General features: G+C 58.4%; 23 protein-coding genes. 10 read left to right on the plus strand and 13 right to left on the minus strand.

Annotated elements, in window-relative coordinates:
• Nucleotides 1-5: 5 nt before the first annotated feature.
• From ilvD to ilvN, 4 genes are all read right to left on the minus strand, one after another.
• Nucleotides 6-1,670 carry a dihydroxy-acid dehydratase gene (gene ilvD, locus ABGT66_RS10970; RefSeq protein WP_346690648.1) on the minus strand — a complete coding sequence of 555 codons (1,665 nt, stop codon included), beginning with the start codon at nucleotides 1,668-1,670 and terminating at the stop codon, nucleotides 6-8.
• 23 nt (nucleotides 1,671-1,693) lie between these two features.
• Nucleotides 1,694-3,379 (minus strand): biosynthetic-type acetolactate synthase large subunit, encoded by a 1,686-nt coding sequence (ilvB, locus tag ABGT66_RS10975; protein ID WP_303146507.1) that lies wholly within the window; start codon nucleotides 3,377-3,379, stop codon nucleotides 1,694-1,696.
• A gap of 104 nt (nucleotides 3,380-3,483) precedes the next feature.
• Nucleotides 3,484-4,494: a ketol-acid reductoisomerase gene (ilvC, locus tag ABGT66_RS10980; RefSeq protein WP_294192219.1), complete on the minus strand. Its 1,011-nt coding sequence runs from the start codon at nucleotides 4,492-4,494 to the stop codon at nucleotides 3,484-3,486.
• A 65-nt stretch (nucleotides 4,495-4,559) separates the two neighbouring features.
• On the minus strand, nucleotides 4,560-5,048 hold the full coding sequence (gene ilvN, locus ABGT66_RS10985) for an acetolactate synthase small subunit (protein WP_300261256.1): 489 nt from the start codon (nucleotides 5,046-5,048) through the stop codon (nucleotides 4,560-4,562).
• A gap of 511 nt (nucleotides 5,049-5,559) precedes the next feature.
• Between ilvN and ABGT66_RS10990 the strand changes: the two genes are divergently transcribed.
• The 3 genes from ABGT66_RS10990 to ABGT66_RS11000 are packed head-to-tail and all read left to right on the plus strand — an operon-like array spanning nucleotide 5,560 to nucleotide 7,871.
• Nucleotides 5,560-5,991: a Fur family transcriptional regulator gene (locus ABGT66_RS10990; RefSeq protein ID WP_346690651.1), complete on the plus strand. Its 432-nt coding sequence runs from the start codon at nucleotides 5,560-5,562 to the stop codon at nucleotides 5,989-5,991.
• 7 nt (nucleotides 5,992-5,998) lie between these two features.
• A complete protein-coding gene (locus ABGT66_RS10995; protein WP_346690652.1) occupies nucleotides 5,999-7,048 on the plus strand; it encodes a molybdopterin-binding protein in 1,050 nt (349 codons plus the stop codon).
• Nucleotides 7,049-7,067: 19 nt separating this feature from the next.
• Nucleotides 7,068-7,871, plus strand: coding sequence for an XdhC/CoxI family protein (locus ABGT66_RS11000; RefSeq protein ID WP_346690654.1), 804 nt, complete (start codon nucleotides 7,068-7,070; stop codon nucleotides 7,869-7,871).
• A gap of 93 nt (nucleotides 7,872-7,964) precedes the next feature.
• On the opposite strand, the gene ABGT66_RS11005 is transcribed toward ABGT66_RS11000, so the two are convergent.
• Nucleotides 7,965-8,636 carry a hemolysin III family protein gene (locus tag ABGT66_RS11005; protein ID WP_346690655.1) on the minus strand — a complete coding sequence of 224 codons (672 nt, stop codon included), beginning with the start codon at nucleotides 8,634-8,636 and terminating at the stop codon, nucleotides 7,965-7,967.
• A gap of 259 nt (nucleotides 8,637-8,895) precedes the next feature.
• Between ABGT66_RS11005 and ABGT66_RS11010 the strand changes: the two genes are divergently transcribed.
• From ABGT66_RS11010 to ABGT66_RS11025, 4 genes are read left to right on the plus strand one after another with little or no spacing between them, the layout of a single operon-like run.
• Entirely contained in the window at nucleotides 8,896-9,867 is a 972-nt protein-coding gene (locus tag ABGT66_RS11010) for an ABC transporter ATP-binding protein (RefSeq protein ID WP_346690657.1), read from the plus strand.
• Nucleotide 9,868: 1 nt separating this feature from the next.
• A complete protein-coding gene (locus ABGT66_RS11015) occupies nucleotides 9,869-10,864 on the plus strand; it encodes an ABC transporter substrate-binding protein (RefSeq protein WP_346690659.1) in 996 nt (331 codons plus the stop codon).
• 15 nt (nucleotides 10,865-10,879) lie between these two features.
• Nucleotides 10,880-12,541 carry an iron ABC transporter permease gene (locus ABGT66_RS11020; protein ID WP_346690661.1) on the plus strand — a complete coding sequence of 554 codons (1,662 nt, stop codon included), beginning with the start codon at nucleotides 10,880-10,882 and terminating at the stop codon, nucleotides 12,539-12,541.
• 2 nt (nucleotides 12,542-12,543) lie between these two features.
• Nucleotides 12,544-13,608, plus strand: coding sequence for an MBL fold metallo-hydrolase (locus tag ABGT66_RS11025; RefSeq protein WP_346690663.1), 1,065 nt, complete (start codon nucleotides 12,544-12,546; stop codon nucleotides 13,606-13,608).
• A gap of 114 nt (nucleotides 13,609-13,722) precedes the next feature.
• Here ABGT66_RS11025 and ABGT66_RS11030 read toward each other — a convergent pair whose 3' ends face one another.
• From ABGT66_RS11030 to ABGT66_RS11065, 8 genes are all read right to left on the minus strand, one after another.
• Nucleotides 13,723-14,736, minus strand: coding sequence for an ornithine cyclodeaminase family protein (locus ABGT66_RS11030; RefSeq protein WP_346690664.1), 1,014 nt, complete (start codon nucleotides 14,734-14,736; stop codon nucleotides 13,723-13,725).
• Nucleotides 14,737-14,774: 38 nt separating this feature from the next.
• Nucleotides 14,775-15,929 carry an aminotransferase class I/II-fold pyridoxal phosphate-dependent enzyme gene (locus tag ABGT66_RS11035; RefSeq protein ID WP_346690665.1) on the minus strand — a complete coding sequence of 385 codons (1,155 nt, stop codon included), beginning with the start codon at nucleotides 15,927-15,929 and terminating at the stop codon, nucleotides 14,775-14,777.
• A 219-nt stretch (nucleotides 15,930-16,148) separates the two neighbouring features.
• Nucleotides 16,149-16,418 carry a hypothetical protein gene (locus tag ABGT66_RS11040; RefSeq protein ID WP_346690667.1) on the minus strand — a complete coding sequence of 90 codons (270 nt, stop codon included), beginning with the start codon at nucleotides 16,416-16,418 and terminating at the stop codon, nucleotides 16,149-16,151.
• Between the two features lie 166 nt (nucleotides 16,419-16,584).
• The gene (locus tag ABGT66_RS11045; protein ID WP_346690669.1) at nucleotides 16,585-17,901 is read right to left on the minus strand and encodes a TRAP transporter large permease; all 1,317 of its coding nucleotides are present in this window, start codon (nucleotides 17,899-17,901) and stop codon (nucleotides 16,585-16,587) included.
• A complete protein-coding gene (locus ABGT66_RS11050; RefSeq protein ID WP_346690670.1) occupies nucleotides 17,898-18,491 on the minus strand; it encodes a TRAP transporter small permease subunit in 594 nt (197 codons plus the stop codon). The genes ABGT66_RS11045 and ABGT66_RS11050 overlap by 4 nt, the downstream gene beginning before the upstream one ends.
• 101 nt (nucleotides 18,492-18,592) lie before the next feature.
• Nucleotides 18,593-19,552, minus strand: coding sequence for a TRAP transporter substrate-binding protein DctP (dctP, locus tag ABGT66_RS11055; RefSeq protein ID WP_346690709.1), 960 nt, complete (start codon nucleotides 19,550-19,552; stop codon nucleotides 18,593-18,595).
• A gap of 477 nt (nucleotides 19,553-20,029) precedes the next feature.
• Nucleotides 20,030-20,563, minus strand: a complete 534-nt coding sequence (locus ABGT66_RS11060; RefSeq protein ID WP_294192242.1) for a chromate transporter — start codon at nucleotides 20,561-20,563, stop codon at nucleotides 20,030-20,032.
• A complete protein-coding gene (locus tag ABGT66_RS11065) occupies nucleotides 20,560-21,093 on the minus strand; it encodes a chromate transporter (RefSeq protein WP_294192243.1) in 534 nt (177 codons plus the stop codon). Before ABGT66_RS11065 ends, ABGT66_RS11060 begins: the two co-directional genes overlap by 4 nt.
• A 263-nt stretch (nucleotides 21,094-21,356) precedes the next feature.
• Between ABGT66_RS11065 and ABGT66_RS11070 the strand changes: the two genes are divergently transcribed.
• From ABGT66_RS11070 to dnaN, 3 genes are all read left to right on the plus strand, one after another.
• Complete coding sequence (locus ABGT66_RS11070; RefSeq protein WP_346690672.1) at nucleotides 21,357-22,076, plus strand: LmeA family phospholipid-binding protein; 720 nt, start codon at nucleotides 21,357-21,359, stop codon at nucleotides 22,074-22,076.
• Nucleotides 22,077-22,710: 634 nt separating this feature from the next.
• Complete coding sequence (gene dnaA / locus ABGT66_RS11075; protein WP_346690674.1) at nucleotides 22,711-24,069, plus strand: chromosomal replication initiator protein DnaA; 1,359 nt, start codon at nucleotides 22,711-22,713, stop codon at nucleotides 24,067-24,069.
• A 230-nt stretch (nucleotides 24,070-24,299) separates the two neighbouring features.
• Entirely contained in the window at nucleotides 24,300-25,451 is a 1,152-nt protein-coding gene (gene dnaN / locus ABGT66_RS11080; protein WP_300261207.1) for a DNA polymerase III subunit beta, read from the plus strand.
• Nucleotide 25,452: the final 1 nt, after the last annotated feature.

The raw sequence follows: 25,452 nt of genomic DNA on the forward strand, positions 1-25,452 counted from the left end.
TTGTTTTACTGTTCTCTGAGCACGCCGCCTTCTACGCCGGAGGTGGCGAAGGCGCGGTAGCGGCTGAGGAACGGGCTGTCGGTCGGCTGAACGTGCGGCTGGAATTTCTTGCGGCGTTCGGCGAGGACTTCTTCGGGGACGAGGAGGTCGAGGCGTTTCTCCGGGATGTTGATGGAGATGACGTCGCCCTCTTCGACGAGGCCTATCGGGCCGCCGATCGCGGCTTCGGGCGATACGTGGCCGATGGAGGCTCCGCGCGTAGCGCCGGAGAAGCGTCCGTCGGTGATGAGCGCGACGGTGCTGCCTTTGCCCTGGCCCATTATCGCGGAGGTGGGGCCGAGCATTTCGCGCATGCCGGGGCCGCCCTTCGGTCCTTCGTAGCGGATGACTACGACGTCGCCGTCTTTGATTTCGTTGTTCATTATCGCGGCGCTCGCGGCTTCTTCTCCGTCGAATACGCGCGCGGGGCCTTTATGTACGAGCATTTCGGGCGCTACTGCGGCCTGCTTGACTATCGCGCCGAGCGGGGCGAGGGTGCCTTTGATGAAGGCGAGTCCGCCCTCTTTGTGGTGCGGCCTGTCGAGCGGACGGATTACCTCGGGGTCGGAGATTTTCGCGTTCGCTACGTTTTCGGCGGTGGTGTGGCCCGTGACGGTGATTGTCTCGCCGTGGATGAGGCCCGCGTCGAGCAGCTCGTGCATGAGGGCCTGGACGCCGCCGGCGCGCCAGAGGTCTTCGATGTGGTGCGCGCCGCCCGGGCTCATGGAGCAGAGGTGCGGCACTTTTTCGCCGATTTCGTTGAAGAGGTCGAGGGACATTTCAAGGCCCGCCGCCCACGCTATCGCGGGGAGGTGGAGCGAGGTGTTGGTGGAGCCGCCGAGCGCGAGGTCTACGGCGACGGCGTTGCGGAAGGCGTCCATCGTGAGGATGTCGCGCGGACGGATGTTTTTATTCACCATGTCCATGACGGCGCGTCCCGCGTCTTTCGCGAGGCGGATGCGTCCCGCGTGTACCGCGGGTACGGTGCCGTTGCCGGGGAGGGCGAGGCCGAGCACTTCCATCATGCAGTTCATCGTGTTGGCGGTGAACATGCCGGAGCAGGAGCCGCAGCCGGGGCAGGCGTTGTCTTCGATTTCCTGGAGGGCCGCGTCGTCGATCTTTCCGGCGGAGCGCATGCCTACGCCTTCAAATACGCTGTTGAGGTCGAGGACTTTGCCTTTGTTCTGTCCCGCCATCATCGGGCCGCCGGATATGACGACGGAGGGCAGGTTGAGCTCGGCGGCTGCCATCGCCATGCCGGGGACTATTTTGTCGCAGTTCGGCACGAGGACGAGTCCGTCGAAGGCGTGCGCGCGCGCCATGACTTCTATGGAGTCCATGATGAGCTCGCGGCTCGCGAGGGAGAATTTCATTCCCTCGTGGTTCATCGCGATTCCGTCGCATACGCCGATGACGGGGAACTCTATCGGGAGTCCGCCCGCGGCGTAGATGCCGGCCTTGACCGCTTCGGTGATGCTGCGCAGGTGGACGTGTCCGGGGATGATGGCGTTATAGGCGTTGGCTATGCCTATCCAAGGGCGCTCTATCTCCCAGTCTGTGTAGCCCGCCGCCTTGAGGAGCGAGCGGTGGGGGCTGCGCATGTAGCCTTTTTTCGCTTTGTCGCTGTTCATTTCCACACCTTCTTGAGAAAGTTTTATAACGTGCTTACCATATTATCTATCGAATCGCCGGGATACACCATCGGTAAAACCATCGCTCCCTGCGGAATTCTTACGTCGAGCAGCGCGGGGCCGGGCTCCGCGAGCATTTTTTCTATCGCGGGGCGCAGCTCGCCGGGCGAGGAGACGGAGAAGGCTGGGACGCCCATGCTCTCCGAGAGCGCGACGAAGTCTGGGTTGCGCGTGTAGATGGTGTTCGAGTAGCGGCAGTTGTAGAAGAGGTACTGCCACTGGCGGACGTTGCCGAGGCATGCGTTGTTGAGGAGCATTATCTTGACGGGGATGTTGTATCTCGCGCAGGTGTCGAGCTCCTGTATGTTCATCATGAGGCTGCCGTCGCCCGCTACGCAGCAGACGGTCTGTCCCGGGCAGGCGTAGGCCGCGCCTATCGCGGCGGGGAAGCCGAAGCCCATCGTGCCGAGGCCGCCGGAGCTGAGGAAGCGGCGCGGAGCCTCGACCTTGCAGTGCTGGGCCGCCCACATCTGGTTCTGTCCGACTTCTGTCGTGATTATCGCCTTGTGGTCGGTGATTTCGCAGAACGCCTCGAGCGCCTGCCACGGCGCTATCTCGCCCTCGTAGGAGCTGTGCGGCATCGGCTCTTTGCGGCGGATGTCGGCGAGGGTTTTGTTCCATTCGCTGTGGTCGGCGATTTTTTTGCGCATCGCGCCCATTATCGCTTCGAGCACGCGGCCCGCGTCGCCGATGAGCCAGACGTCGGATTCTACGGTTTTGTCTATTTCGGCGGGGTCGAGGTCTATGTGTATTATCTTCGCGTCGGCGGCGAATCTCTGGCGGTTTCCGGTCGTGCGGTCGCTGAAGCGCGAGCCTATCGCGACGACCACGTCTGCCGCCATGAGCGCGCGGTTCGCGACGGGGTGTCCGTGCATGCCGGCCATGCCGAGCGCGAGCCCGCTCGGGTGCGACTCGGGAAAGGCGCCTTTGCCGAGAAGCGTCGTCGTCACGGGTATCTCGTATTTAAGCGCGAATTCGGTGAGCAGCTCCGAGGCGCCGGAGCAGACCACGCCGCCACCCGCGAATATCACGGGGCGCTCCGCGTGTTCTATCAGCGAGACGGCCTCGTCGAGCCGCGCTACGTTGTAGTTGTTTTCGGGATGATAGCCCATGAAGTCGAGCTGCGTGGAATACTGGTAGTCGCCCGAGGCCTTCTGAACGTCGGCGGGGAAGTCTATGAGCACGGGCCCTGGACGTCCCGACGCCGCGATGTAGAAAGCCTTGTGGACGGTCGACTGTATCGCGTCGACGGAGTGAAGCTGGAAGCTGTGCTTCACAAAGGGCAGGCTCGCGCCTATCATGTCGGCCTCCTGGAAGGCGTCCGTGCCGATGACGGACTGCGCGACCTGGCCCGTTATCGCGACGAGCGGCACTGAGTCGAGGTTCGCCGTCGCTATTCCGGTAAGAAGATTCGTGGCGCCGGGGCCGGATGTCGCGATGCAGACGCCGGGCCTCCCGCCCGCGCGCGCGTAGCCGTCCGCGGCGTGCGCGGCCGCCTGCTCGTGGCGCATCAGAATGTGGTTTAGTTTTGAATCGTAAAGAGCGTCGTATAGATGAATGACAGTTCCGCCCGGGATGCCGAAGAGCGTGCTTACGCCTTCGTCCTCGAGCGCCTTGACCATCATCTGAGCCCCGTTCATTTTCGCCATTGACAGCGCTCCTTTTTGCTTGTCGTCTGTTTTTCGTTACGCGGCGGATATTCCGCGAAGCCGCGCGGACGGGGCGCGCCCGCCCGCACGGAGAGTGCTTTTGATTAGAATCTCGGGATTTCCTTCTGCTCCATCCACGGCATCATCTTGCGGAGTTCCTTGCCGACGGCCTCGTTCGGAGCTTCCTGCGCGGCCTTCGCCCAGACTCTCATGCGCGGGCGTCCGGTCTGGTTCTCGAGTATCCATTCGCGCGCGAAGGTACCGTCCTGTATGTCCTTCAGTATCTGCTTCATCGCCTTGCGCGATTCCTCGCCGATGACCTTCGGGCCGGCGGTCATGTCGCCGAACTTCGCGGTGTCGCTGATGGAGTAGCGCATCCAGCTGATGCCGCCCTCGAAGATCATGTCGACGATGAGCTTCATTTCGTTGATGCACTCGAAGTAGGCCATCTCGGGCTGGTAGCCGGCCTCGACGAGGGTTCTGTAGCCCTGCTGCATGAGCTCGGTGAGTCCGCCGCAGAGGACCGCCTGCTCTCCGAAGAGGTCGGTCTCGGTCTCTTCGCGGAAGGTGGTCTCGATGATGCCCGCGCGGCCGCCGCCTATCGCGGAGGCGTAGGCGAGGGCGTAGTCCTTCGCGTGTCCGCTGGCGTCCTGCTGGATGGCGATGAGGCAGGGAACGCCCTTGCCGTCCTTATACATCGAGCGGACGGTGTGGCCCGGGCCCTTCGGCGCGACCATGAAGACGTCGTGCGACGCCGGCGGCACTATCTGGCCGAAGTGGATGGCGAAGCCGTGCGCGAAGAGGAGCTTCGCGTCGGGCTTCATGTTCGGGGCGACCTTCGTCTTGTAGGTGTCGGCCTGGATGTGGTCCGGGATAAGGAACATGATGAAGTCGGCCTTCTTCGCCGCCTCTTCGACCGTGCAGACCTCGAAGCCGTCGGCCTCGGCCTTCGCCTTCGAGCGGCTTCCGTCGTGCAGCCCGATGATGACGGAGGCTCCGCTGTCGCGGAGGTTCTGCGCGTGGGCGTGGCCCTGGCTGCCGTAGCCGAGGATGGCTATCGTCTTGCCGTTCAGGAAGCTGAGATCTGCGTCGCGGTCGTAATAAACCTTTGCCATTTGAAACAACTCCTTAAAAATTTGTTTTTATTTATATCGCAAAGCTGTTAAAGCCCGTGATAACCTTAGTTGGCGAAGCCGGTGCGCGAAAGCGCCACCTGGCCCGAGCCCGCCGTCTCGAGAATGCCGTAGGGCTTGAGCGCCTCGAGGCATGCCTCCACCTTGCCGCGGTCGCCCGTCACCTCGAGCGTAATCGCGTCGGAGCCGAGGTCCACGACGCGGCAGCGGAAAATCTCCGCCGTCTGGAGGATGTGCGGCCTGCGGTCGACGGGCGCGAGCACCTTCACGAGAGAAAGCCAGCGCTCGACGAAGGGCCCTTCCTTTGTAAGATTGCGCACCTCGACGACCTCGATGAGCTTCATGAGCTGCTTGCGTATCTGCTCGTAAGCGCCCTCCTCGCCCTCGATGATGACGGTGAAGCGTGAAAGCCCCGGCACGTCCGTGCGGCCGACGCTGAGGCTCTCTATGTTGTAGCCGCGGCGGCATATGAGGTTCGCGATACGCATGAGCACACCCGGATTGTCTTCGGATATGATGCTGAAAGTACTCTTCACTCTGAAAACGCCCTTTCTTCCAAATACTTCAAATAATAAAAAAGACCGGAACCCCTCGCGGGCCCCGGTCCGAAATTAACACAGCCGCTAAGCGCCGGTCACTTCGGGGGACCCGCTGCTAATAATAACGACGACTACGTTAATAACGTTGGATATAAAGTTATTACCGCGCATCACAGCGCCCTTCCCCTCGTGCCGGATTGAAAGATCAACGCCTTTCATGGCATAGCACATAACATAATAAAAGCAGTTTTTACAAATGTCAACAAGGCGAAATAAAAATCACCGCCGTTTTGCTTAGCGCAGGCGCGCTGTTTTCAGCTTTCGGTACGAATATGAAAAGCCGCGTTGCGCTTCGCTTAATAAAAATTACGTCGTTTACATTGAACTCTTACAAAAGCCCGACGGCGCGCGGCGCACGCAATTTTACGCAATATAATTGCGTTTCATCGGCGAATAAATATATAATGATAGCGGCTCGCTTATCTTAAAAATATCGGAGGAACGCGCTTTGGATATAGAAAAAACGCTGAAAAACGCGGGGCTGCGCACGACGCGCCAGAGAAGGGTCATACTCGAGCTCCTTCTCGCCTGCGGCTCGCCGCTCTCGCACGCCGAGATACTTTCAAAAATCGAAGAGCACCTCGACCGCGTCACGCTCTATCGCACGCTCGAGACGCTGCGCAAGGCTGGCATCGTCCACCAGGTGCAGGGCATCGACGGCGTGTGGCGCTTCTGCGCGCACGGCGAAGGCGCGGACGGATGCCCCGGCGACCATCCGCACTTCCTCTGCCTCGAATGCGGCCGCATGTTCTGCCTCGCGGACCAGAAGATGCCGCGCGTAAAGGTCCCCGCGGGCGTCGAGGTCGAGGGCAAGCAGTTCGTAGTCTACGGACGGTGCGCCGAATGCGCCGTGCAGAAAAAAACCGGTATGGAGGAATAACGCAGCAATGAAGATAACGCAGATTCCGCTGGAGCAGGCCGTCGGGCTGCCGCTAGCGCACGACCTGACGCAGATAGACGCGAAGAACCGCAAAAAATCGGCGCGCTTCAAAAAAGGCCAGATAATCACCGAGGCGGACCTTGAGACGCTGCGCAGCATGGGGCGCGAAAACCTCTCCGTCATGGAGCTCTCTCCCGGCGACGTACACGAGGACGACGCGGCGATGCAGCTCGGCGAGGCGCTCTGCGGCGAGAACCTCCGCGTCACGCCGCCCGCCGAGGGACGCTGCAACCTCGTCGCCGAAACGTCGGGGATGCTCTGCTACCTCGCGGAGACCGTCAACCGCGTCAACCAGGACCCGGACTGGGTGCTCTCGGCGCTCGCGCCGAACCGTCCCGTGCTCAAGGGCAAGGTCGTCGCTGGCTTCCGCATCCGCCCACTCGTGCTCGAGGACTACCGCGTAGAGCGCGCCGTCGCCGTCGTGCGCTGCAGCAAGCCCTTTGCCGTGCTGCCATTCCGCCCGCTCAAAGTCGGCCTCGTCACGACCGGCAAGGAAATCGTGGACAAGCGCGTTGAGGACGCCTTCCGTCCGAAGCTGCTAGAAAAGCTCGAACGCCTCGGCGGCGGCACGCTCATGGGCCAGCGCTTCTGCACCGATTCGCTCGAGCTTATAAGCGAGGCGATAGGCGCATTTCTCGACGAAGACGCCGACGTGATAATCTGCACCGGCGGCATGAGCGTCGACGCAGACGACAAAACCCCGGGCGCGATACGCTCCCGCTGCCGCCGCATAGCCTTCCAGGGCACGCCAGCGCTCCCCGGCGCGATGCTCATGCTCGGCTGGGCGAAATCGCCGAAGGACGGACGCGACGTCGCAGTCATAGGCGCGCCCGCCTGCGTCGCCTTCGACGACCGCACCGCGCTCGACAAGCTGCTGCCCTTCATATTCGCGGGAATAGAGCCCGGCGACCTCGTCCGCCGCTGGGGCGTCGGCGGCCTCTGCGAGCACTGCGCCGTCTGCCACTACCCAGCCTGCTCCTTCGCGGCGGGAAGTTAAACAAACGGAGGCGCGCGGCATGAACGCGGAACTTCTGAACAAAATCAACCAGGAGGTGCAGAACGGCGGCTTCGGCGCTATATGCACCGTCATAGACGAAAGCGGCTCCACGCCGCGCAGCCGCGGCGCGTCGATGTGGGTGCGTCCCGACGGCACAATCGCGGGGACGATAGGAGGCGGCCTCATCGAATACGAAGCGATACAGCAGGCGCTCGAGCTCATGAAAAGCGGCGAAGCCTCGCGCCTCTGGCACAAAAGCCTCACCGCGGCCGACGGCATGGTCTGCGGCGGCGAAGCAAGCGTATTCATCGAAGTCGTAGGCCTCGGCGACGAGCTTGTAATCTTCGGCGCGGGCCACGTCGGACGCGCGACGGCCGAACTCGGCGCGTTCGCGGGCTTCCGCGTCACAGTATGGGACGAGCGGCCCGAGTTCGCCAACGACGAGCGCATCCCGTGGGCGCGCAACGTCGTATGCCCGATAGACAAAATCTACGAAAACGGCGTAAAGCTCCACAGCCGCAGCTACGTAGTCATAATGACGCGCGGACACGCGCTCGACGCGGAAGCAGTCCGCGTCACAGAAGGCCGGCCCGGCGCCTACTACGGCATGATCGGCTCGCGCAGCAAAATCGCCGCCGTGCGCGCCAAGCTCCTCGCAGAAGGCGTAAGCGCCGCGCACCTCGACCGCATCTACCAGCCCATCGGCCTCCCGATAAAGGCCGAAACGCCCAACGAAATCGCCGTCTCCATAATGTCCGAGATAATAGCCGTAAAATACGGCGCGGACGTGAAACGGCTGCGCGGCGAAACCGCGGCGAGGTAGCGGAATTTTTTCAAAACAAACGAAAACCCACGAGGCAAGGAATTTTTCCATTCGCTTCGGGGGTTTTTAATACTGTAGGAACGTTAGCCGCACCTACGCCACGCAACCCGCTATCGTGATGTAGTGGCAGAGCGAGCCGCCCATTACGAAGAGGTGGAAAAGCTCGTGCGGGCCGAACCAGCGGAACTTGAGGCGCGGGCGTTCGAGCGCGAAGATGACGGCCCCCGCGGTGTAGAGCAGGCCGCCGGCAACGAGCCACACCATCTCGGCGACGGACATCGCGCGCCACAGCGGCACGATAAAGAAGGCCGCCAGCCAGCCCATCGCGATATATACCGCGCAGGAGAGCCAGACGGGCGCATCCATCCAGAAGATTTTCAGCAGAAACCCCGCCGCCGCGACGCCCCAGACGAGCGCGAGCATCACGTACCCTGCGGGCCATCCGAGCCGCAGAACGCAGACGGGCGTGTAAGTCCCCGCGATGAGCAGAAAAATCGCCATGTGGTCGAGCCGCTGCATGAAAGCCGCCGCTCGTGCGTGGACGGCGCAGCACCAGTGATAGAGCGAGCTCGTGCAGTAAAGCAGCACCATGCTCGCGCCGAATACGGCGACCGAGACGAGCGCCCCCGTCCCCTCCTCGCGGCTCCACGCGTCGTAAGCGAGCTTCGCAAGCCCCGCCGCCGCGAGCAGCGCCCCGGCAAGGTGCGTCATCGAGCTCGTTATTTCGCGTTTGTCTTTCGGCTGCTTTTCCGTATATTTCGTCAAAATCAGACCCTTCGTTCCAATATACGAAAATATTATAACGCCGCCGCCGAGGGCCGCGACGTGAAAAAGGCGGGGAAATTACTCTAAGGCAAAGCGCCGCGCAATCAAAGGCGCACTTACGGCCGCCCGTCAAAGGCGATATTTTCCAACTATGCGCCGCAATGCGCATATTTTACGTTTGCTTTACATAAATGTACCGCAATCCTTACATTGCCGTCCTACACTTCATGGTGTGTGCATCATAGAGAAGAGGGACGCTGTGGAAATAAAATTTCATCAAGTCACGAAAAGTTTTGACGGCAGGCAGGTCATCCGGCCTACTACGCTGACAGTGGAAGACGGCAGTTTCACAACGCTGCTCGGCCCTTCGGGCTGCGGCAAGACTACGCTGCTGCGTATGATTGCGGGTCTTGAGACGCCGGACGGAGGCGAGATATGGCTTGACGACGTATGCGTGTTCTCGCACGAACGCGGGATAAATCTTCCGCCTGAGAGGCGGAATCTCGGCTTCGTCTTTCAGGATTTCGCGCTATGGCCTCACATGACGATTTTCGAAAACGTCGCCTTCGGGCTGCGCGCCAGGAACGACACTGATGATTTGAAAAATCGTGTGCTGGAAGCTCTGCGCACCGTTCATCTCGAGGATTTTGAAAAACGCTATCCTCATCAGATGTCCGGAGGCCAGCAGCAGCGCGTGGCCTTCGCACGCGCGATTGCGGTGCGTCCTGGATGTATTCTGTTCGACGAGCCGCTTTCCGCGCTGGACGCCCTGCTGCGCGAGGAGATGCGCCACGAGCTCCGCGAGCTGACTGAGGCGCTCGGTATTACGTCTGTCTTCGTAACGCACGACCAGACGGAGGCCATGAGCATGAGCGACCGCATCGCCGTTTTGAACGGCGGCGTGGTGGAGCAGTACGACACCCCGGAAAACATCTACCACCGTCCCGCCACGGCGTTCGTCGCGCGTTTCGTCGGCAAATCCAACTGGCTGAGCGAGACTGAGCTGTTCCGCCCCGAGGCGGCGGTAAACGAACATATGGAGGGCACGCTGCATTACGACCTTCCGGTGCAGAAGGTGCAGTATCTCGGAGATTCCTATGAAGTCACAGTCCCTTACCACGATGTTACGTGGACGCTGCGCAGCGGACGCAAGGTAACGCCCGGCCAGAAGATGTCCATTAACATAGACCCGCAGAAAATCATTACTTTCCAAATGAAAGAGGTTATGTAAGATGAAAAAGCGTATTGTATGTCTCATTACCGCTCTCTGCCTTTGCCTCGGCTTCGCCGTGTGCGCCGCGCAGGCTGGGGAAGCGAAGCAGCTCTCCGGCAAGGTGACGGTCTATATGCCGAGCCCCGCAGGACTCGCCGACAAAATAGCCGCGGCCTTCACCGAGAAGACCGGCGTCGATGTGGAGCAGTTCCAGGGAACGACCGGAGAGATCCTCGCCCGTCTGGAGGCCGAGCAGGCTAATCCCGTGGCGGACGTCGTGATACTCGCCTCGTGGTCCGACGGCCTGAGCATGAAGGCGGGCGGTCAGCTTGAAAGCTACAAGCCGGCCAACGCCGGCAAGGTCAACAAAGGCTGGATCGACGGCGATTCGACGCTCTTCGGCTACAGCGCCTCGGCTGTCGGCGTCATCTACAACACGACTGTCGTTCCCGAGCTGAACGCCGACTGGACTGAGCTTGCGGATGCCAAATATAAGGATATGACCGCCATCCCCGACCCCAAAAAATCCGGCGCGTGCAAGGACTTCCTCGCGGGGCTCGTCACCGGCCTCGACAAGGGCGAAGCGATAATGCAGAGCTGGGCCGCCAACGGGCTGACGGTTCCCGGAGCCAACAGAGCCGCGCTTGAGGCGGTCACCACCGGCGAGAAGGGCATCCTTATCGCAGGCGTCGACTACAACGCCTACTCTTCGATGGCGAAGGGCGAGCCGCTCAAAATCTACTACCCCGCCTCCGGCACCGTAGTCAACCCGCGTCCCGCTATGATACTCAAGACGGCGCCCAACATGGACAACGCGAAGGCGTTCGTCGACTTCCTGTTCAGCGACGAGGCTCAGAAGCTCGTGGCGGACGCCTATCTGCTGCCTGGCCGCAGCGACGTGAAGTGCGAGAACCGCACGAACCTTGACGAAATCCCGCAGATCCCGACGGACTGGGACAAGATGATGGGCGTCGCCTCCGAGACGGCTGATAAGCTCAACAATCTCTGCAAGTAAGGCGGACGGAGGGGCATGAACCAAATCAACGTGAAAAAGAGTCTGCCGCTCGCGCTTCTGCTGGCGCTCCTCACCGGACTGATTCTCTGCCCCCTTGTCACGGTATTCGCCGAGGCGGTCATCGTAGATGGCCGCCTTGACTTATATCAGGCATGGGGAACGATTGCGAGCGCTGAAAACGTCCGGACTATATACAACTCCCTGCTTCTCGGCATATGCGTGGTGCTCTGCTCCACCGTCATAGCGGTGCCGACGGCCTTCATTCTGGCCCGCACGCAGCTTGCGAGGCACGGATGGCTGGACATCGTCTTTATGATTCCGTTCATGACGCCGCCCTACATCGCGTCGATGGGCTGGATTCTGTTCATGCAGAAGCGCGGCCTGTTTCAGCAGCTTTTCCCGGCGACCGGCGCATGGTCGGAGAGCTTTTTCTGCTTCGGCGGGCTCGTACTCGTCATGAGCCTGCACGTTTTCCCGTTCCTCATGACGATGCTCAAGAACGCGATGCTGAACATACCCGCGAGCCTTGAGGAGAGCGGGGCCGTTTTCGGCGCGGACGCCGCGATGCGGACGCGCAAAATATTCGCGCCGCTGCTCACTGGCAATTACGCTATCGGCGCGCTGCTGGTCTTCGTCAAGACGCTTTCCGAGTACGGCACGCCGTACACGCTGGGACGCCGCATCGGATTTTACGTATTCACCACTGACATCCACCGCTATTCGACCACCGCGCCCATCGATTTCAGCAGCTCGGCGAGCCTCTCATCTATTCTCGTCTGTATCTGCATGGCTATGTGGATGCTGCAGAACTACATCACGAGCCGTTCGAGCTACCGTCTGGTCGGCGGTAAGGGCAGCCGCCCCGCGCGGACGCGCCTCTCGCGGCTCGGCGAGGCCGCGGCGTGGCTGTGGGTGGCGTTCGTCGTCGCCGTCGCCATCGGAGTGCCGTATTTCTCCATCATTTCCACGTCGCTCATCAAGCTCAGGGGCTACGGCCTCGCGGCTGGGAACTTCACCCTAGCGCATTATCACGAGCTGCTCACTACACCTAAGGCTCTGAGCTCTATTTGGAAGAGCCTCTTTCTCGCGGTATCGTCGGCGACGATCTGTTCCGTCATCGGCACAGCAGTCGTGGTCGCCGTGCGCAGGTCGACGGGATTTTTTAAGAAAGCTCTGGAATGCGTCGCTCTGCTGCCGGAAATGCTGCCGAGCATCGTGCTGGTAATCGGCATCATGCTGTTCTGGAACGCTATTTACAAGCTCGTGCCGCTTTACAACACTATCGGAATAATGGTGCTCGCATATGTGGTGCTCTACGTGCCGTACACCGTGCAGTACGTCACCTCGGCCTTCACGCAGATCAACGATAGCCTTTTACAGGCCGGGCGCGTCTTCGGCGGCACTCCGGGCTACGTGTTCCGCCGCGTGACGCTGCCGATGATTTCGCGCGGCGTATTCGCCGGATGGATGATGATTTTCATAATCGCCTTCCGCGAACTGGTAACGGCGAGCCTCATCGCGCCTCCGAACACGCTCGTCGTTTCGACGTACATCAACCGCGAGTTCGAGCAGGGCAGCGTATCGCTCGGCATGGCTATGGCGGTGCTTTGCGTGCTGATCACCACGACGGCGCTGCTTGCCTTCAATCGCTTTATAGGAAAGCGCAAAGGAGCTTAAAGATGGAACTCTATTTTGCCGGCGGCGTAGGCGAACACGGGCGCAACTGCTTTTATGTGCGCGGCGAGAGCGTCTGCTTCCTCGTGGACTGCGGCGTTATGGCCGAAAGCCCGGACGACAGATACCCGCGTCTTTCGCAGGAGCAAATCGATGGGCTTGACGCGGTGTTTCTGACGCATTCTCACGCGGACCACACGGGAGCGCTGCCGTGGCTCGCGGAGCGCGGCTTTTCCGGCCCCGTCTTCGCAGCGGGAGAAACGCTGCGGCAGCTCCCGACGAAAGCCGCGAACTCCTTCACGCTCGAAACGATATGCCCGGGCGGACGCGGAGGGTTTGCCGCGCTTTCCGTCCGCTGGGGAAGAAGCGGGCACTGCGCAGGAAGCGTCTGGTACCGTTTCTCAGAGGGCGAAAAGTCCGTCCTTTTCTCCGGAGACTATACGGAGGACTCGATGACATACATCTGCGACGCAATCCGAGGCGAGCAGGCCGGCGCGGCGGTGCTTGACTGCGCCTACGGCATGGACGAAACGCCCTACGAGGCTTCGTGCGAACGCATAATAGACGAAACGGAGAAGCTGCTGGCGGCGCACGGGCTGGTTTTGTTCCCCGTGCCGAAGTACGGCCGCGGGCTGGAGCTGCTGAAGCTGCTTTCGGACCGACTGAGCGGCGCGGATTATTACGCGGACAAGCTTTTTATTGAAAATCTCGCGGCGCAGCGGGCCGGAGGCTTCTGGTATCGTCCCGTTAAAATCAACGCCGAGCCGCAGATTTACAGCGGACAGACAAACGGGATAGCGTTCGTCTGCGATCCGCAGCTTCGCTCCGAAGAGGCACGCAGAACGGCCGAGCAGGTAATTTCTCTCGGCGGCAGATGCGTGATGACCGGCACGGTCGAGCGCGGCTCGTTCAGCGAAGCGCTGATAGCGAGCGGCGAAATGGAGCTGCTGCGCTATCCGGTACATCTCAATCGCGCCCAGTATCTCAGGCTGATACGGGAAAATAACTTTGAAAGAACTATTCCGTACCATTCGCCGGAATTTTCCGCGGAGCCGGAAATCGTTCTGTAAAAAACGGGCGGACGCTGCGCCGTCCGACAGGTCAAGACAATATAAAGCCGCCGCCGCCGTCAATTCTGACAGACGGCGGCGGCTTGTTTTACGGGATTTTCTTAATTTCCACGGTTACAGCTCCACGTACTGTCCCAATCCCTTTTCCTTCGCGAGTTCGAGCGCTTTTTTGCCTGTCACGAGGTCGAGCATCGCTATGCCGGTCGCGTCGAAGATTGTGATTTCTTCGGGCGAGGTGCGGCCCGCGGTTTTTCCGGCGATTACGTCGCCGAGCTCGCCCGCTATGTCTTTTTCGGAGACGGCGCCCTTTGCGGCGGCGAGTTCGAGTTCGCCGCATCTCAGGCACTGCGGCGTGTCGTCGGTGAAGATGCGCGCGCCAGTGAAGATTTCCGGCTCTATCTCCTCTTTGCCGGGCATGTCCGCGCCGACGCAGCTCAGGTGCAGGCCGGGCTTCACCCATTCTTTTTTGATTACCGGCGAGCGCGCGGGCGTGACGGTTATCGCTATGTCGCTTTCGGCGAGCGCCGCGGCTGTGTTCTCCGCCGCTTCGAAGGCGACGGCCGATGTGTCTATGCCGAAGTCATGCGCGAGGCGCTCGCGGCATTCCGCGGCGAAGCGGCGCGCGTTTTCTGCGTCGAGCGGGTCGGATATGCGCACGGCGTCGATTTTCGGCATGAGCAGCAGCGAGGCGGCTATCTGGAACATCGCCTGACGGCCCGCGCCGAGTATGAAGAGCCTGTGCGATTCGGGCCGCGCGAGAAGGCTCGCGCCGAGAGCGCCCGCCGCGCCGGTCCTCATGCAGGTGATGAAGGAGGCGTCCATGACGCCCTGCGGTATGCCGGTTTCCGAGTCGAATATCATGAGGACGCCGGTGAATACCGGCAGGCCGCGCCGCGCGTTGCCGGGGAAGCTGTTGAGCATCTTGAGGCCGTGTACGTTTTCGCCGAAGACGCAGCCGGACTTTATGTCCATGACGCCGTGCGGGTCGTCGAAATCGTATGAGATGAGCGGCCAGACCGCCGTCCGCCCGAGCGATTTGAGCCGGTAGACCTCGCGCACGCCCTCTATCGTGCTTTTCATGTCGAGCACCTTTTCTATGTCGGCGCGGCTCAGGAACATCATTTTCATGGATTTATGCCTCCTTCTGTCGTTTTACGAAATTTTATCTAGCGCGTGCGCTCGCGGCGGCGTTCCTCGCCGTCGAGCTCCTTGAGGTACTCGCCGAGGCGCGCGAGCCCGGCCTTGAAATATTCGACGTCGCCGAAGCCGTAGCCGATGCGGAAGCTCTTTTCCTGCTGGAAGCAGCCGCCCTGGCAGACGAGGACGCTCTTCTTCGCGAGCAGGTCTTCGGCAAATTTCTGCGCTGGCACGTCGTAGTCATAGTATATGTACGAGGTCGGCCCCGCGCTGTCGCATGCGAGGCGAAGATGCGGCTGCCCCTTGAGCCACTCGTTCAGCGCCGCGCGCGCTTCGCCTACTATTTTGCGGTTGCGCTCGTAGAAAACATCTTTGTGTTCGAGGATTATCGCGGCGATGAGCTCGTTTATCGGCCCTTCGCAGATGCTGTTGTACGAACGGCAGTTCATTATCGCCTCTTTTACCGAGAGGTCGCGCGTTACTATCCAGCCGACGCGCGTTCCAGCGCTTGAGAAAACCTTGCTGGTGCTGCTCGTCACTATAGCCTTTTCGTAAATATCGCACATCGAGGGCATGTATTCCCCGCTGAGGCCGCGGTATATTTCGTCGCAAAGCACGTAGGCCCCGACCTCGCGCGCCGTCGCGGCAATCTCTTCGAGCTCTTCCCTCGTGAAGCAGTAGCCGGTCGGGTTTCCGGGGTTCGTCAGGCATATCATCTTCGTTCCGCCGTCTACCATCGCGCGGATTTTTTTGAGGTCCACGCGGTATTCCTCGCCCTCTCCGCAGTTGTAGACGCGCACCTCGGAGCCGAGCGCCGCAGGTATCGAGTAGTGCTGCTGATAGCTCGGCAGGACGCAGACGACGTTCATGCCGGGGCCGCAGAGCGCCTGGCAGACTATCGAGTTCGCGCCGGTGCCGCCGTGGACGGAAATGACCATCTCGGGCGCGACGCTCCCGTCGTAGAGCGCCGCTATCGCGCGCTTGAGCCGCGGCATCCCGTCGAAGTATCCGTAGTGGAGGCTCATGCCCTCGACCTCGCGGAAGAACTCCTCCCTGTCCGTCCCGGTCAGCTCGAGCATTTCGCCGACCGTCACGGGCTTGCAGCAGCTTGAGCCGAAGTTATACTCCGCCTTGTCGTCGAGCGGATTGAGCCAGAATTCAAGTTCAAAGCGAGCTATGTCCATCGTCCGCGTCCCCTTTCGTCAACGTCCGTGATTATGCAGAAAAATCGTGATTCAGTCCTTTATTCTTACACTATACTGGGGCTTATTTCAATAGCGCGGCGAGCAAAAATTACGGCAAAAGCATATAAAAAACTCCGTCCGGACGATGCCGCTGAATGTTTGCGGCTCGCGCGGACGGCGCGGAATTTTATCAGGCCGAACGGAGTTGACGGCGCGGCTTTATTTTTTGTCGTCGAGCGGAGGCAGGGGCTTTATTTTCTCGCCGTCGGCAAATTCGCGCTGCGGCCCTTCGGCCTTGTCGTAGACCCAGTTTTCAAATTTGTCGTAGATGGCGTCGGACCATGACGGGTTCGGCCACTGTTTTTTCTTCGCGGTGAGCGCGAGGCAGCCGCACATCATCGCGCCGAAGAACAGATACGGATGCTGCGTCGCGAGCGCGAGGCCGAAGAATATAAAGCAGAGCGATGCGAAGAGGTCTCTGAAGAACATTTTTTCCACACCCTTTTATCCTTGTTTTCGGGAAATATTATAGCTTATCCGCGCCGCGGAAAAAGCGCGGGAATGCGGAAGCGCGGAGCGCGGGCAAAAAAAACAAGGCCGCCCGCGAAGGGACGGCCATGTTTTTTTTGTTTCCGTGCGGTCTGTCCGCGCTATCTTACCAAGGCACACCGAGGACGACGTGCGGCAGGAAGAGGCAGACCTTCGGGATGTAGGCTGTGACGATGAGGACCGGCACCCAGCAGAGAAGCATGAAGGTGAGGGCCGGCTTCATTATCTCGTTGATTGGCGCTCCTCCCACTCGTCCGCTTAGGTAGAGGACCGGGGCGGCCGGCGGCGTGATGCATCCGAGGGCCGTGTTGACTCCGACGATGGCCGCGTAGTGAACGGGGTTGAAGCCGAGGTCGAGGATTATCGGGAGCAGTATCGGCGTCGTAAGGACGACGACGCTGATGTCGTCCATCAGCATTCCCATGAGTACGAGGAAGAGGTTGATCATCATCATGACGACGATCGGGTTCGTCGAGATGGAGTAGAAGAGGTGCAGGACGCGGCCCGGCAGGTCTTCAAGGATGTAGAGGCGCGATAGCATCGAGACGGAGTAGAGCATGACCATGATGACGCCCGTCGTGATGGCGCTTTCGACTACGATGTTGAAGAGCCCTCTCCAGGAAAGTCCCTTGTAGACGTAAAGTCCTATCGGGATGCAGTAGAAGACTGCAAGGGCGGAGGCTTCGGTCGTCGTCATGACGCCGCCGTAGATTCCGCCGAGGACCATGAAGGGCATGACGAGCGCCGGAATCGCGAGGCGTCCGCGCTTCATGAACATGTCCATGCGCTCCTTCGGGGTGCGCTTGACTTCGACGAAGACTTCCTTGTTGTTGCGGAGCATCCAGACGTTGATGGCGCTGAGCAGCGCTATCGTGACGAAGCCCGGTCCGACCGTCGAAAGGAAGCAGGAGAGGACGGAGATGCCGCTTATCCAGGCGAAGATGATGAGCGTCGCGTTCGGCGGGATGAGGAGTCCGAGCAGCGAGGCGTTAGCCATAAGCGCGCAGGCGTGGCCCATCGGGTATCCGCCCTGCTTGAGGCGCGGGAACATGATGGCGCCGATGCAGGAGAGCGTCGCGCAGGCGGCTCCGCAGATGGAGCCGAACACGGCGCAGGAGATGACGGCGACGATGCCGAGTCCGCCGCGGATATGTCCGACGAAGACGTCGACCATGTCGATGAGCTTTTCAGCGATGCGTCCGCGCTCCATGATGCCGCCGGCGAGGATGAACATCGCTATCGCTATCAGCGAAACGGAGTTCATCTGCGTGAAACCGTAAGGCAGGAGCTGCGTCGCGGGATATCCGGCTCCGTTCGCGCCGCCGAAGAAGATCAGCCACGCGCAGGAGGACATGAAACTGACGGGAACGGGAACGCCTATCGTAAGGCAGAAAATAAGTATTACAAGCGCTACATAAATCATTTGCTCTTACCTCCAAAAAGCGCCTGCGCAGCCCTTATCGTATCCCAGAGGAAGTAATAGGACATGGAGAGCAGGCCGAGAAATATCGCTGCATAAGCGGTCCAGAGCGGGATTCTCCAAGCGACGGTGCGCGGAATGGCGACGCCGGTGCCGAGGGGTCCGAGGAAACCGAATATAAAGTAGTCCCAGCCGTATTTCGTGAAGAGCAGCGTGACGCCGAGCGTGATAAGGCACTTCACGAAGGTGAGCGTCCTCTTGAATATTCCGTCCTTCAGATAGGAGCTGATGAGGTCGGCGGAGATGTGCGTACCGGCGAAGGCTCCGTATCCGGCTCCCATGAAATAGAGCCAGAAGGCGAATATCTTGACCCATTCCTCGTAGCCGTAGAGGTCCATTTCAAAGATGTAGCGCATCAGGGTCGCGGCCGTGATGATGACCATCAGCAGTATCGACATCACGAAGCATACGACCGAATAGAAAGAAATGGTGATCTTGTCAAAAAGACATTTCGGCTGCCTTACGTTGACAACTTCCGTCTCTTCGGCGCAGGCGCAGCTGGCCTGGGCTTCGGTCTTTTTTTCGTCAGACATTTAATAAACTCCTTTCAGACACGAAAATCCCCGAGGGGACGCATAGCCGTCCCCTCAGGAAAATTTTGCGTGCGTATTTTGATTTTCTCTCTCTCCAGAGCTTACAGCTCGCTCATTTTCTCCCGGAACTCTTTCATGAGCTCGACGCCGACTCCTGCCTTGCCCATTTCCTCCCAGGTCGCCATGCAGGCTTCCTTGATCGGGCGGAGCTCTTCTTCGGTGTATCTGAAGACCTTGACGCCGCGCTTTTCCATGAGGTCCATGTACTTCTCGTCCTCGGCCTGGGCGTTGTCTATCGAGAGCAGCGTGTACTTCTTAGCCACGTCGCGGAAGACCTGCTGATCCTCCGGCGTCAGCTTCTGCCACGACTTGTCGCTGACCATTATTCCGAGATATTCCATGGAGTAGTTCGTCGCGTACCAGTATTTGACTACGTCGCCGAGTATCGTGTAGGCGGCTGCCGTCGGGTATCCGTCGGCCGCGTCGCAGACGCCGGTCTGCATCGACTGGTAAACGTCGGGATACGGTATCGTAATCGGGCGGAAGCCCATAGCCTTGGCCCCGGTCATGTACGAAACCATGTTCGGAACGCGCGTAAGCACGCCTTTGTCCACCTTCGGGTTGAGCGGCTCGATAAGAGGCTTCGTCGAAGCGATGCCTATAAAGCCTTCGACGTAGGAGCCGATCAGGTGGACGCCTACGGAGTTAAGGAACTCGTTGAGCTTGGTCGGGAACCATGCGCCGGGCGTCAGAGCCTTCTTCGCTGAATCGTATCCTGTGACGAATCCGTTTGCGTAGGTCATTTCGAGGCGCGGGTCGAAGTCGGTCGCGAGCGACATGCAGGCCATGTCGACCGTCCCGCGCATCATCTCTTCCATAACGAGCGTATAGTTTCCAAGCTGTCCGGCCGGATAAGTCTTTATCTCGACGCGGCCGTCGGTTCCTTCGTTGATCTCTTTCGCCATCGCCTCCATGGTCTTAGTCGCCATGTGCTCCGGCGGCGACTGTCCGGCGAAGCGGAAGACGATCGGTGCGGCGGTTGCGGGGCCTGCCAAGGCCACAAAAATAAATACTGCAGCGAGCATAAGCGCAAATCTCTTCATGAAAAACTCTCCCTTCAGAATCATGTCATCAGTCAGCTGATAAGAAAACGCTGCTTGCACCGGCAGTGTAGCCGAACTATACAACCCTCCTTCTGCACAGTTTCCCGCACTGTATAAAATTGTGTAAATTGACAGTAGTGCGTACAAATTACGTTACAATAAATGACGCCGCTTGTCAAATATTTTTTACACAATTTTACGCCGCTTTTTAAATTCAACGCACGCAGGTTGATATTTCAATAACGAAAGTTCAAATATCTCTCCGCGGCAGTGAATACAAAGCTGTAAAATCCGCTATTCCTCTGTCAAGGTACGAAAAATACTTACATTTACGATCAGTCTGACAAATTTATATAAAATATATAAAACTTTCAGACATATACCGGCAATTATTATCCCGTCCGAGCTTCAGCGCCAGAAAAAATTTTTTATTTCTTACTGCAAAAATACCGCTCCGAATACGCCGAAGCAGAGGAGCATCACAGACGGATAATCTTTGACGAATTTACAATATTTTATGAGAAGCACGCCCGCGCAGAAAAGCGCGGCGGCTTTCCATCCGTTTTCCAAGGTCGCCATAAACGGCGAGACGACCGACAGCGTCAGCAGCCCGGCGACGACGGGACGCAGCATGGCTTTGAACTTTTTGCTGCCGTCCGGCGAAACACGCTTCAGCACGGCGAGAATGACGCAGAGCGCGGCCACCGGAGCCGATACGAGCGCGAGCGTCGCGGCTAGCGACCCCCAGAATCCCGCCTGCTGATAGCCCGCGAAGGTCGCGGCGTTTATCGCTATAGGCCCGGGCGTAACCTGCGATATCGCGACCAGCTGGTTGAAGCCGTCGCCGGTCATCCAGCCGTTCTTAATGACGAGCTGGTACTCTATCAGCGGCAGCGTCGAAAGCCCGCCGCCGAAGGCCGTTATCCCGACTTGCAAAAAGGCCCATACGAGCTCGAAAATCTTCGTCATCTCGCTGCGGCCCTCTCACGCGCGTACTGAAGAGCAAGCACACCCGCCATAGCGGCGAACGGATGAACGTGGAACACTCCTATCGTAGAGATGACGAGCAGGTAGGGGACAAAGTTCCACCATTTGCCCCAGAGCGCGCCTTTAACGTTGTCGATTATCACAAGCAGGATTATCGCGCTCGTCCCGGCGAGGACGCCGCGGAAAAATCCCATTACGGCCGGAACGTCCGAATATTTAATTATCAGCGGGGACAGAAAGAGGATTATCAGAAACGGAGGCAGGACTGCGCCCGCTGCGGCCGCGAGGCTGCCGGCAAGTCCCTTGTAATGTCTCCCCATGAGCCATGAGATAGAAACCGCGATAGGCCCAGGCATAGAAGCCGCTAGGCTTACCATGTCGGCGAAAACCTCGGGGTCGATGTCACCGCGTTTTTCCTGTTCAAGCTGAACCATGCCGAGGATGACTATCCCGCCGCCGAAGGTCACCGCGCTTATTCTGAAAAAGAATACGAACAATTCCCACAAGCTCATATTTCAACCCTCTGTTATACCAACCCCGTACATATTATATAACATCTCTGAAAATCCGATACCGACGAATAAAACGGCATTGTAAAACAGATATATCAGATTATAAAATACTCGCTGCGAATTGGATAACGTTTTTTGCTTATTTTACGCTGTGCAAACGACTGAAAAAATAGCGGAAAGCGGCGCGGATATTCGCCGCCTCGCCCGAGCGCCCGTTATATTGTAAAATTATCGGCGTATCTTAGAATAAGAAGGTGCTGTAAATGTTCAATAAAAAAATACTGGCGCTGGCTGCGGCCGCAATTATGATCGCGGGAGAAGCGAGCGCCGGAACGGCCGAAGCTGACGCCGCGCGCAAGATAGGCGAGGCGCTGAGGAACGAGTTCAGCCCCGACCGCGTAAGCGTCACAGTGTCAAACGACGGGAAAAGGGCGTGGGCCGAATGCGCTGGAGCCGTGATATCCGGAATAAAGATAAAGGAAATCAAGCTCGACGCGGCGATAGACCCGGAGGCGATGAAAAGCGCGGAAACAGGCGAAGAGATAATAAGCTGCATAGAGAGCTCGAAGGGAGAGATAACCCTCGCCGAGCGCGACGTCAACGAATACTTCGCGAGCGGCGAAGCGGCTAGCGGATTCTCCGGCCTCGCCTTCGACTTCACGCCGAAAGGCTACAAGGCCAAGGGACGCTTCGAGGCGGAGCTGCTTGTGCTGAAGCTCGACCTCGACCTCAAAGCCGAAGGAAAGCTGGGGCTGAAAAGCGACGGCGTGTACCTTGAAGACACAGTCATATACGCCGAAGGCGAGCGCCAGTCCGACACGATAACTGAGCTCGTGACCGACAGAGTGAACCCGCTGCTCTCGTTCTCGGAAATACCGTTCCCGGTAGAATTCAGCAGAATAAGGATGACGAACGACGCGGTGACGATGTCCGGCAATCCCGGCAAAGCCAAAACAGGAGAAAGCTGGCGCTGGGAAAAGTAAGAAAAACCAAATGCAGTAAAAAATCCGGCCTTCCCGCGCTTTGCTGAGAGCCGGATTTTTTTGCGCCGCTATAATCAGCGTTAGTCAATCTTTATTCACTCTATTTAATAGCTTAATTTTCCAGTTTTCGGAATTACACATACTTACACACAATTTTTATCCACATCGTGTTAATAACTTTCACAGCGCAGTTGATAAACATGCTCCGGAACCTATAAAAGCGCCTGCCCAAGCGCAAGATAAACGCAATTATATGTTTACACCAATCGCTTATAAAACAACCATACGTATATCTTTTATGCACAAATTGAGAATACACGCCATAACTGGCGGCTCTTACGTTATTTTTACATTCAAAGCAGAATATCAGCCTTCGTCAAATTTTCAGATTTTTAGATTTTCGTCTGTAAAACGGCTTGCAGACTAGATTTTATATTTCTGCACATTTTACTGTGATTATCTATGTGGATATGTGAATAAGTATTGTGTATTTTTTATCTCTAATTGCGACGATTAAGAAATCAACGGTGCCGCGTAGGGCAGAGCAAAAAACTGTCTTGCCTTTCATAGATTCATGATACAATCTGTTGAAGAAGAATATTAATCGTTTCTCTTCTTTTTTGGAGTGACATGAATGGCTAACGATGCGGATTTAGTGTGGAACGAATTTTATAAATACTGCCTCGACAAAATAGGCAAAGACGACAAAACGGTCGAAATGTACCTTCAGACCTGCATGCCGGTGTCGCTTGCGAACGGCGTGCTGCTCGTGGACGTCGCGACGCCGTTCGCGATGGAGCAGATAAGAAACAGGTACATGGACAGAATGCAGAAGCTCATAGCCGAAACAGGCTTCGCCTCGGAGCTGAGATTCTCTGTGTCGGAGAACCACGAAGGCAAGGAAGAAAAAATTCCGAGCAGGGTCTCTCAGCCGCAGCATGAGCCTGAGCAGCCTCCCAAGAGGACGGCGAGCAAGAACGGCCTCAACCCTAACTACGTCTTTTCGACCTTCGTCGTCGGCAAGTCGAACCGCCTTCCGCACGCCGCGAGCCTGGCAGTCGCCGAGTCGCCCGGAAACACCTACAACCCGTTCTTTATATGGGGAAAGGTCGGACTCGGAAAGACGCACCTGATGCACGCGATCGGCCACCATATCGAAGACGCGAACCCGAAAACTAAAATACTCTACGTGAGCGCCGAAAAGTTCACGAACGACCTGATCGGCTCTATACGCAACAACACGACGCAGGAATTCCGCGCGCGTTACCGCGAGCTCGACGTTCTTATGATCGACGACGTTCAGTTCATCGCGGGCAAGGAGCAGACGCAGGAGGAATTCTTCTGGACCTTCAACGCGCTTCACGACGCGAAGAAACAGATAGTCATAAGCTCAGACCGCCCTCCGAAGGACATACAGGGCATAGAGGACAGGCTCGTCTCACGCTTCGAGTGGGGCCTCGTCACCGACATACAGCCGCCGGACCTCGAGACGCGCGTCGCGATACTTCAGAAAAAGGTCGAGATGAAGGGATACCGCAACATTCCTGAAGAGGTCATCATGTTCATAGCGCAGAACATCCCGAGCAACATCAGGGAGCTCGAAGGCTCTCTGAACAGAATCGTCGCCTGCGCCGACCTCAACCACGAGCCGATAACTATCGAAAACGCCTCGCTCTGGCTCAAGGACCTAATAAAGAGCGCGCCCGGGACGGAGGTCACGATTGGCCTTATACAGCAGCTGACCGCCGAAACATTCGGCCTGACGATTGAAGACCTTTTATCGAACAAGCGTACGGCCGAGGTCGCGCTCGCGCGCCAGGTCGCCATGTACATAGCGCGCAACAAGACGAACGAACCTCTGATACAGATAGCCTACGCGTTCAACAAGAAGGATCATACGAACGTGATACACGCGTGCAGAAGAATTTCAGACACGATCAAAAGCGACATGAGGGTCAGATCTTTTGTGGATAACATTGTAAATAAGCTCTGAAAAAGCTGAAAAAACAGGTGCTCTATTTTGTGGGCAGTTTTTTCGCGCAGGGTTTTTCACAAATGCGATGTGGATAATGTGTATAAGTTTGTGACGAACGTAAAAACTTTTCCACACGAAAAAACGGCGCGGGACAAGGAAAAATATGAGTTTTACACATTTACACAGCGCCTATTACTGCTATTACGGTTTTAAATATAAAAGAGATGTATTACTAGGAGGTCTAACCTATGAAACTAGCGGTAAATAAAAAACAGTTTCTCGGAAGCTGGAGCCTCGCCGAAAGAAGCACTTCCGCGGGAGGCACCGTCAGCATACTCTCGTCGATATTGATAAAGGCGTCGGCGGAATCGGTGATACTCCAGGCGACGGATATAAAGACCTCCGTTATCTGCCGCGCGGCCGGCGTCACCGTGCTCGAACCGGGCGAGGCCGTATTCCCGATAAAGATGGTCAGCGACCTCTTCAAAAAGGCCCCCGGCGAGGAGTTCACCCTCGACGTGGACGGCGGCAAGGTCGTCCTCAAGGCGGGCAGAAGCAAATATAACTTCTCGACCTATCCGGTCAGCGAGTTCCCCGCTCTGCCCTCGTCGGACGAGGCCGACGTTTTCTGTTCGATACCGGCGGGCGAGCTTGCGAAGGTTCTCGACGAAGGCACGCTCGCGGCCTCGGCTGGCGAGGAATTCCCGCTCTATCTCTCGTCGGCTAACCTGCAGATAATTTCGTCGCGGCTCAACATCGTTTCGACGGACACGAGGAGGCTCGCCCTCTCGGCGGCTCCAGTGCTCGACGGCAAGGAGGGCGAGTCGGCCCTGCTTCCGATGAAGGGGATAAAGGAGCTCCAGAGGATACTCGGCTCGCTGACGCCGGAGACAGAAGTGAAGGTGCTCTTCGACGGAGCGCAGTTCTATTTCAAGACGGAGACGCTCGAATTCACGGTGCGCCGCGTCGAGTCGAAATTCCCGCCCTACGAGAAGATACTCCCTAAGCACAGCACGCTCGACGTGCTGACGGACCGCGGCGAGCTCATCTCCGCGCTCGAACGCGTCGACGTCATAGTGCGCGACTTCAACAGGATGGTGGTCCTCGACATGGCGCCGGAGAGTCCGTTCGTGCTGCGCGGCAAGGCGCCCGACTTCGGACAGGCGAAGGAAGAGATAGAGGCCGAGACGACGGGCGACAAGCTGCGCATCGCGGTCAACTCGAAATTCTTCCTAGAAGCGCTCAAGGTGCTGCGCGACCCGCAGGTCAAGCTTTCGTTCAACGGACAGTCGGGCCACATGTCGGTGCGGCGCGGCGACGGCGACGACTTCCTCTGCCTCATAGCGCCGATCAACCTCTCGGAGGAGGAGCTTAAGGCCTTCGACTCCGACCTCGGCTAGG

The organism is uncultured Cloacibacillus sp. (assembly GCF_963926575.1).
GTDB classification, from domain to species: Bacteria; Synergistota; Synergistia; order Synergistales; family Synergistaceae; genus Caccocola; species Caccocola faecigallinarum.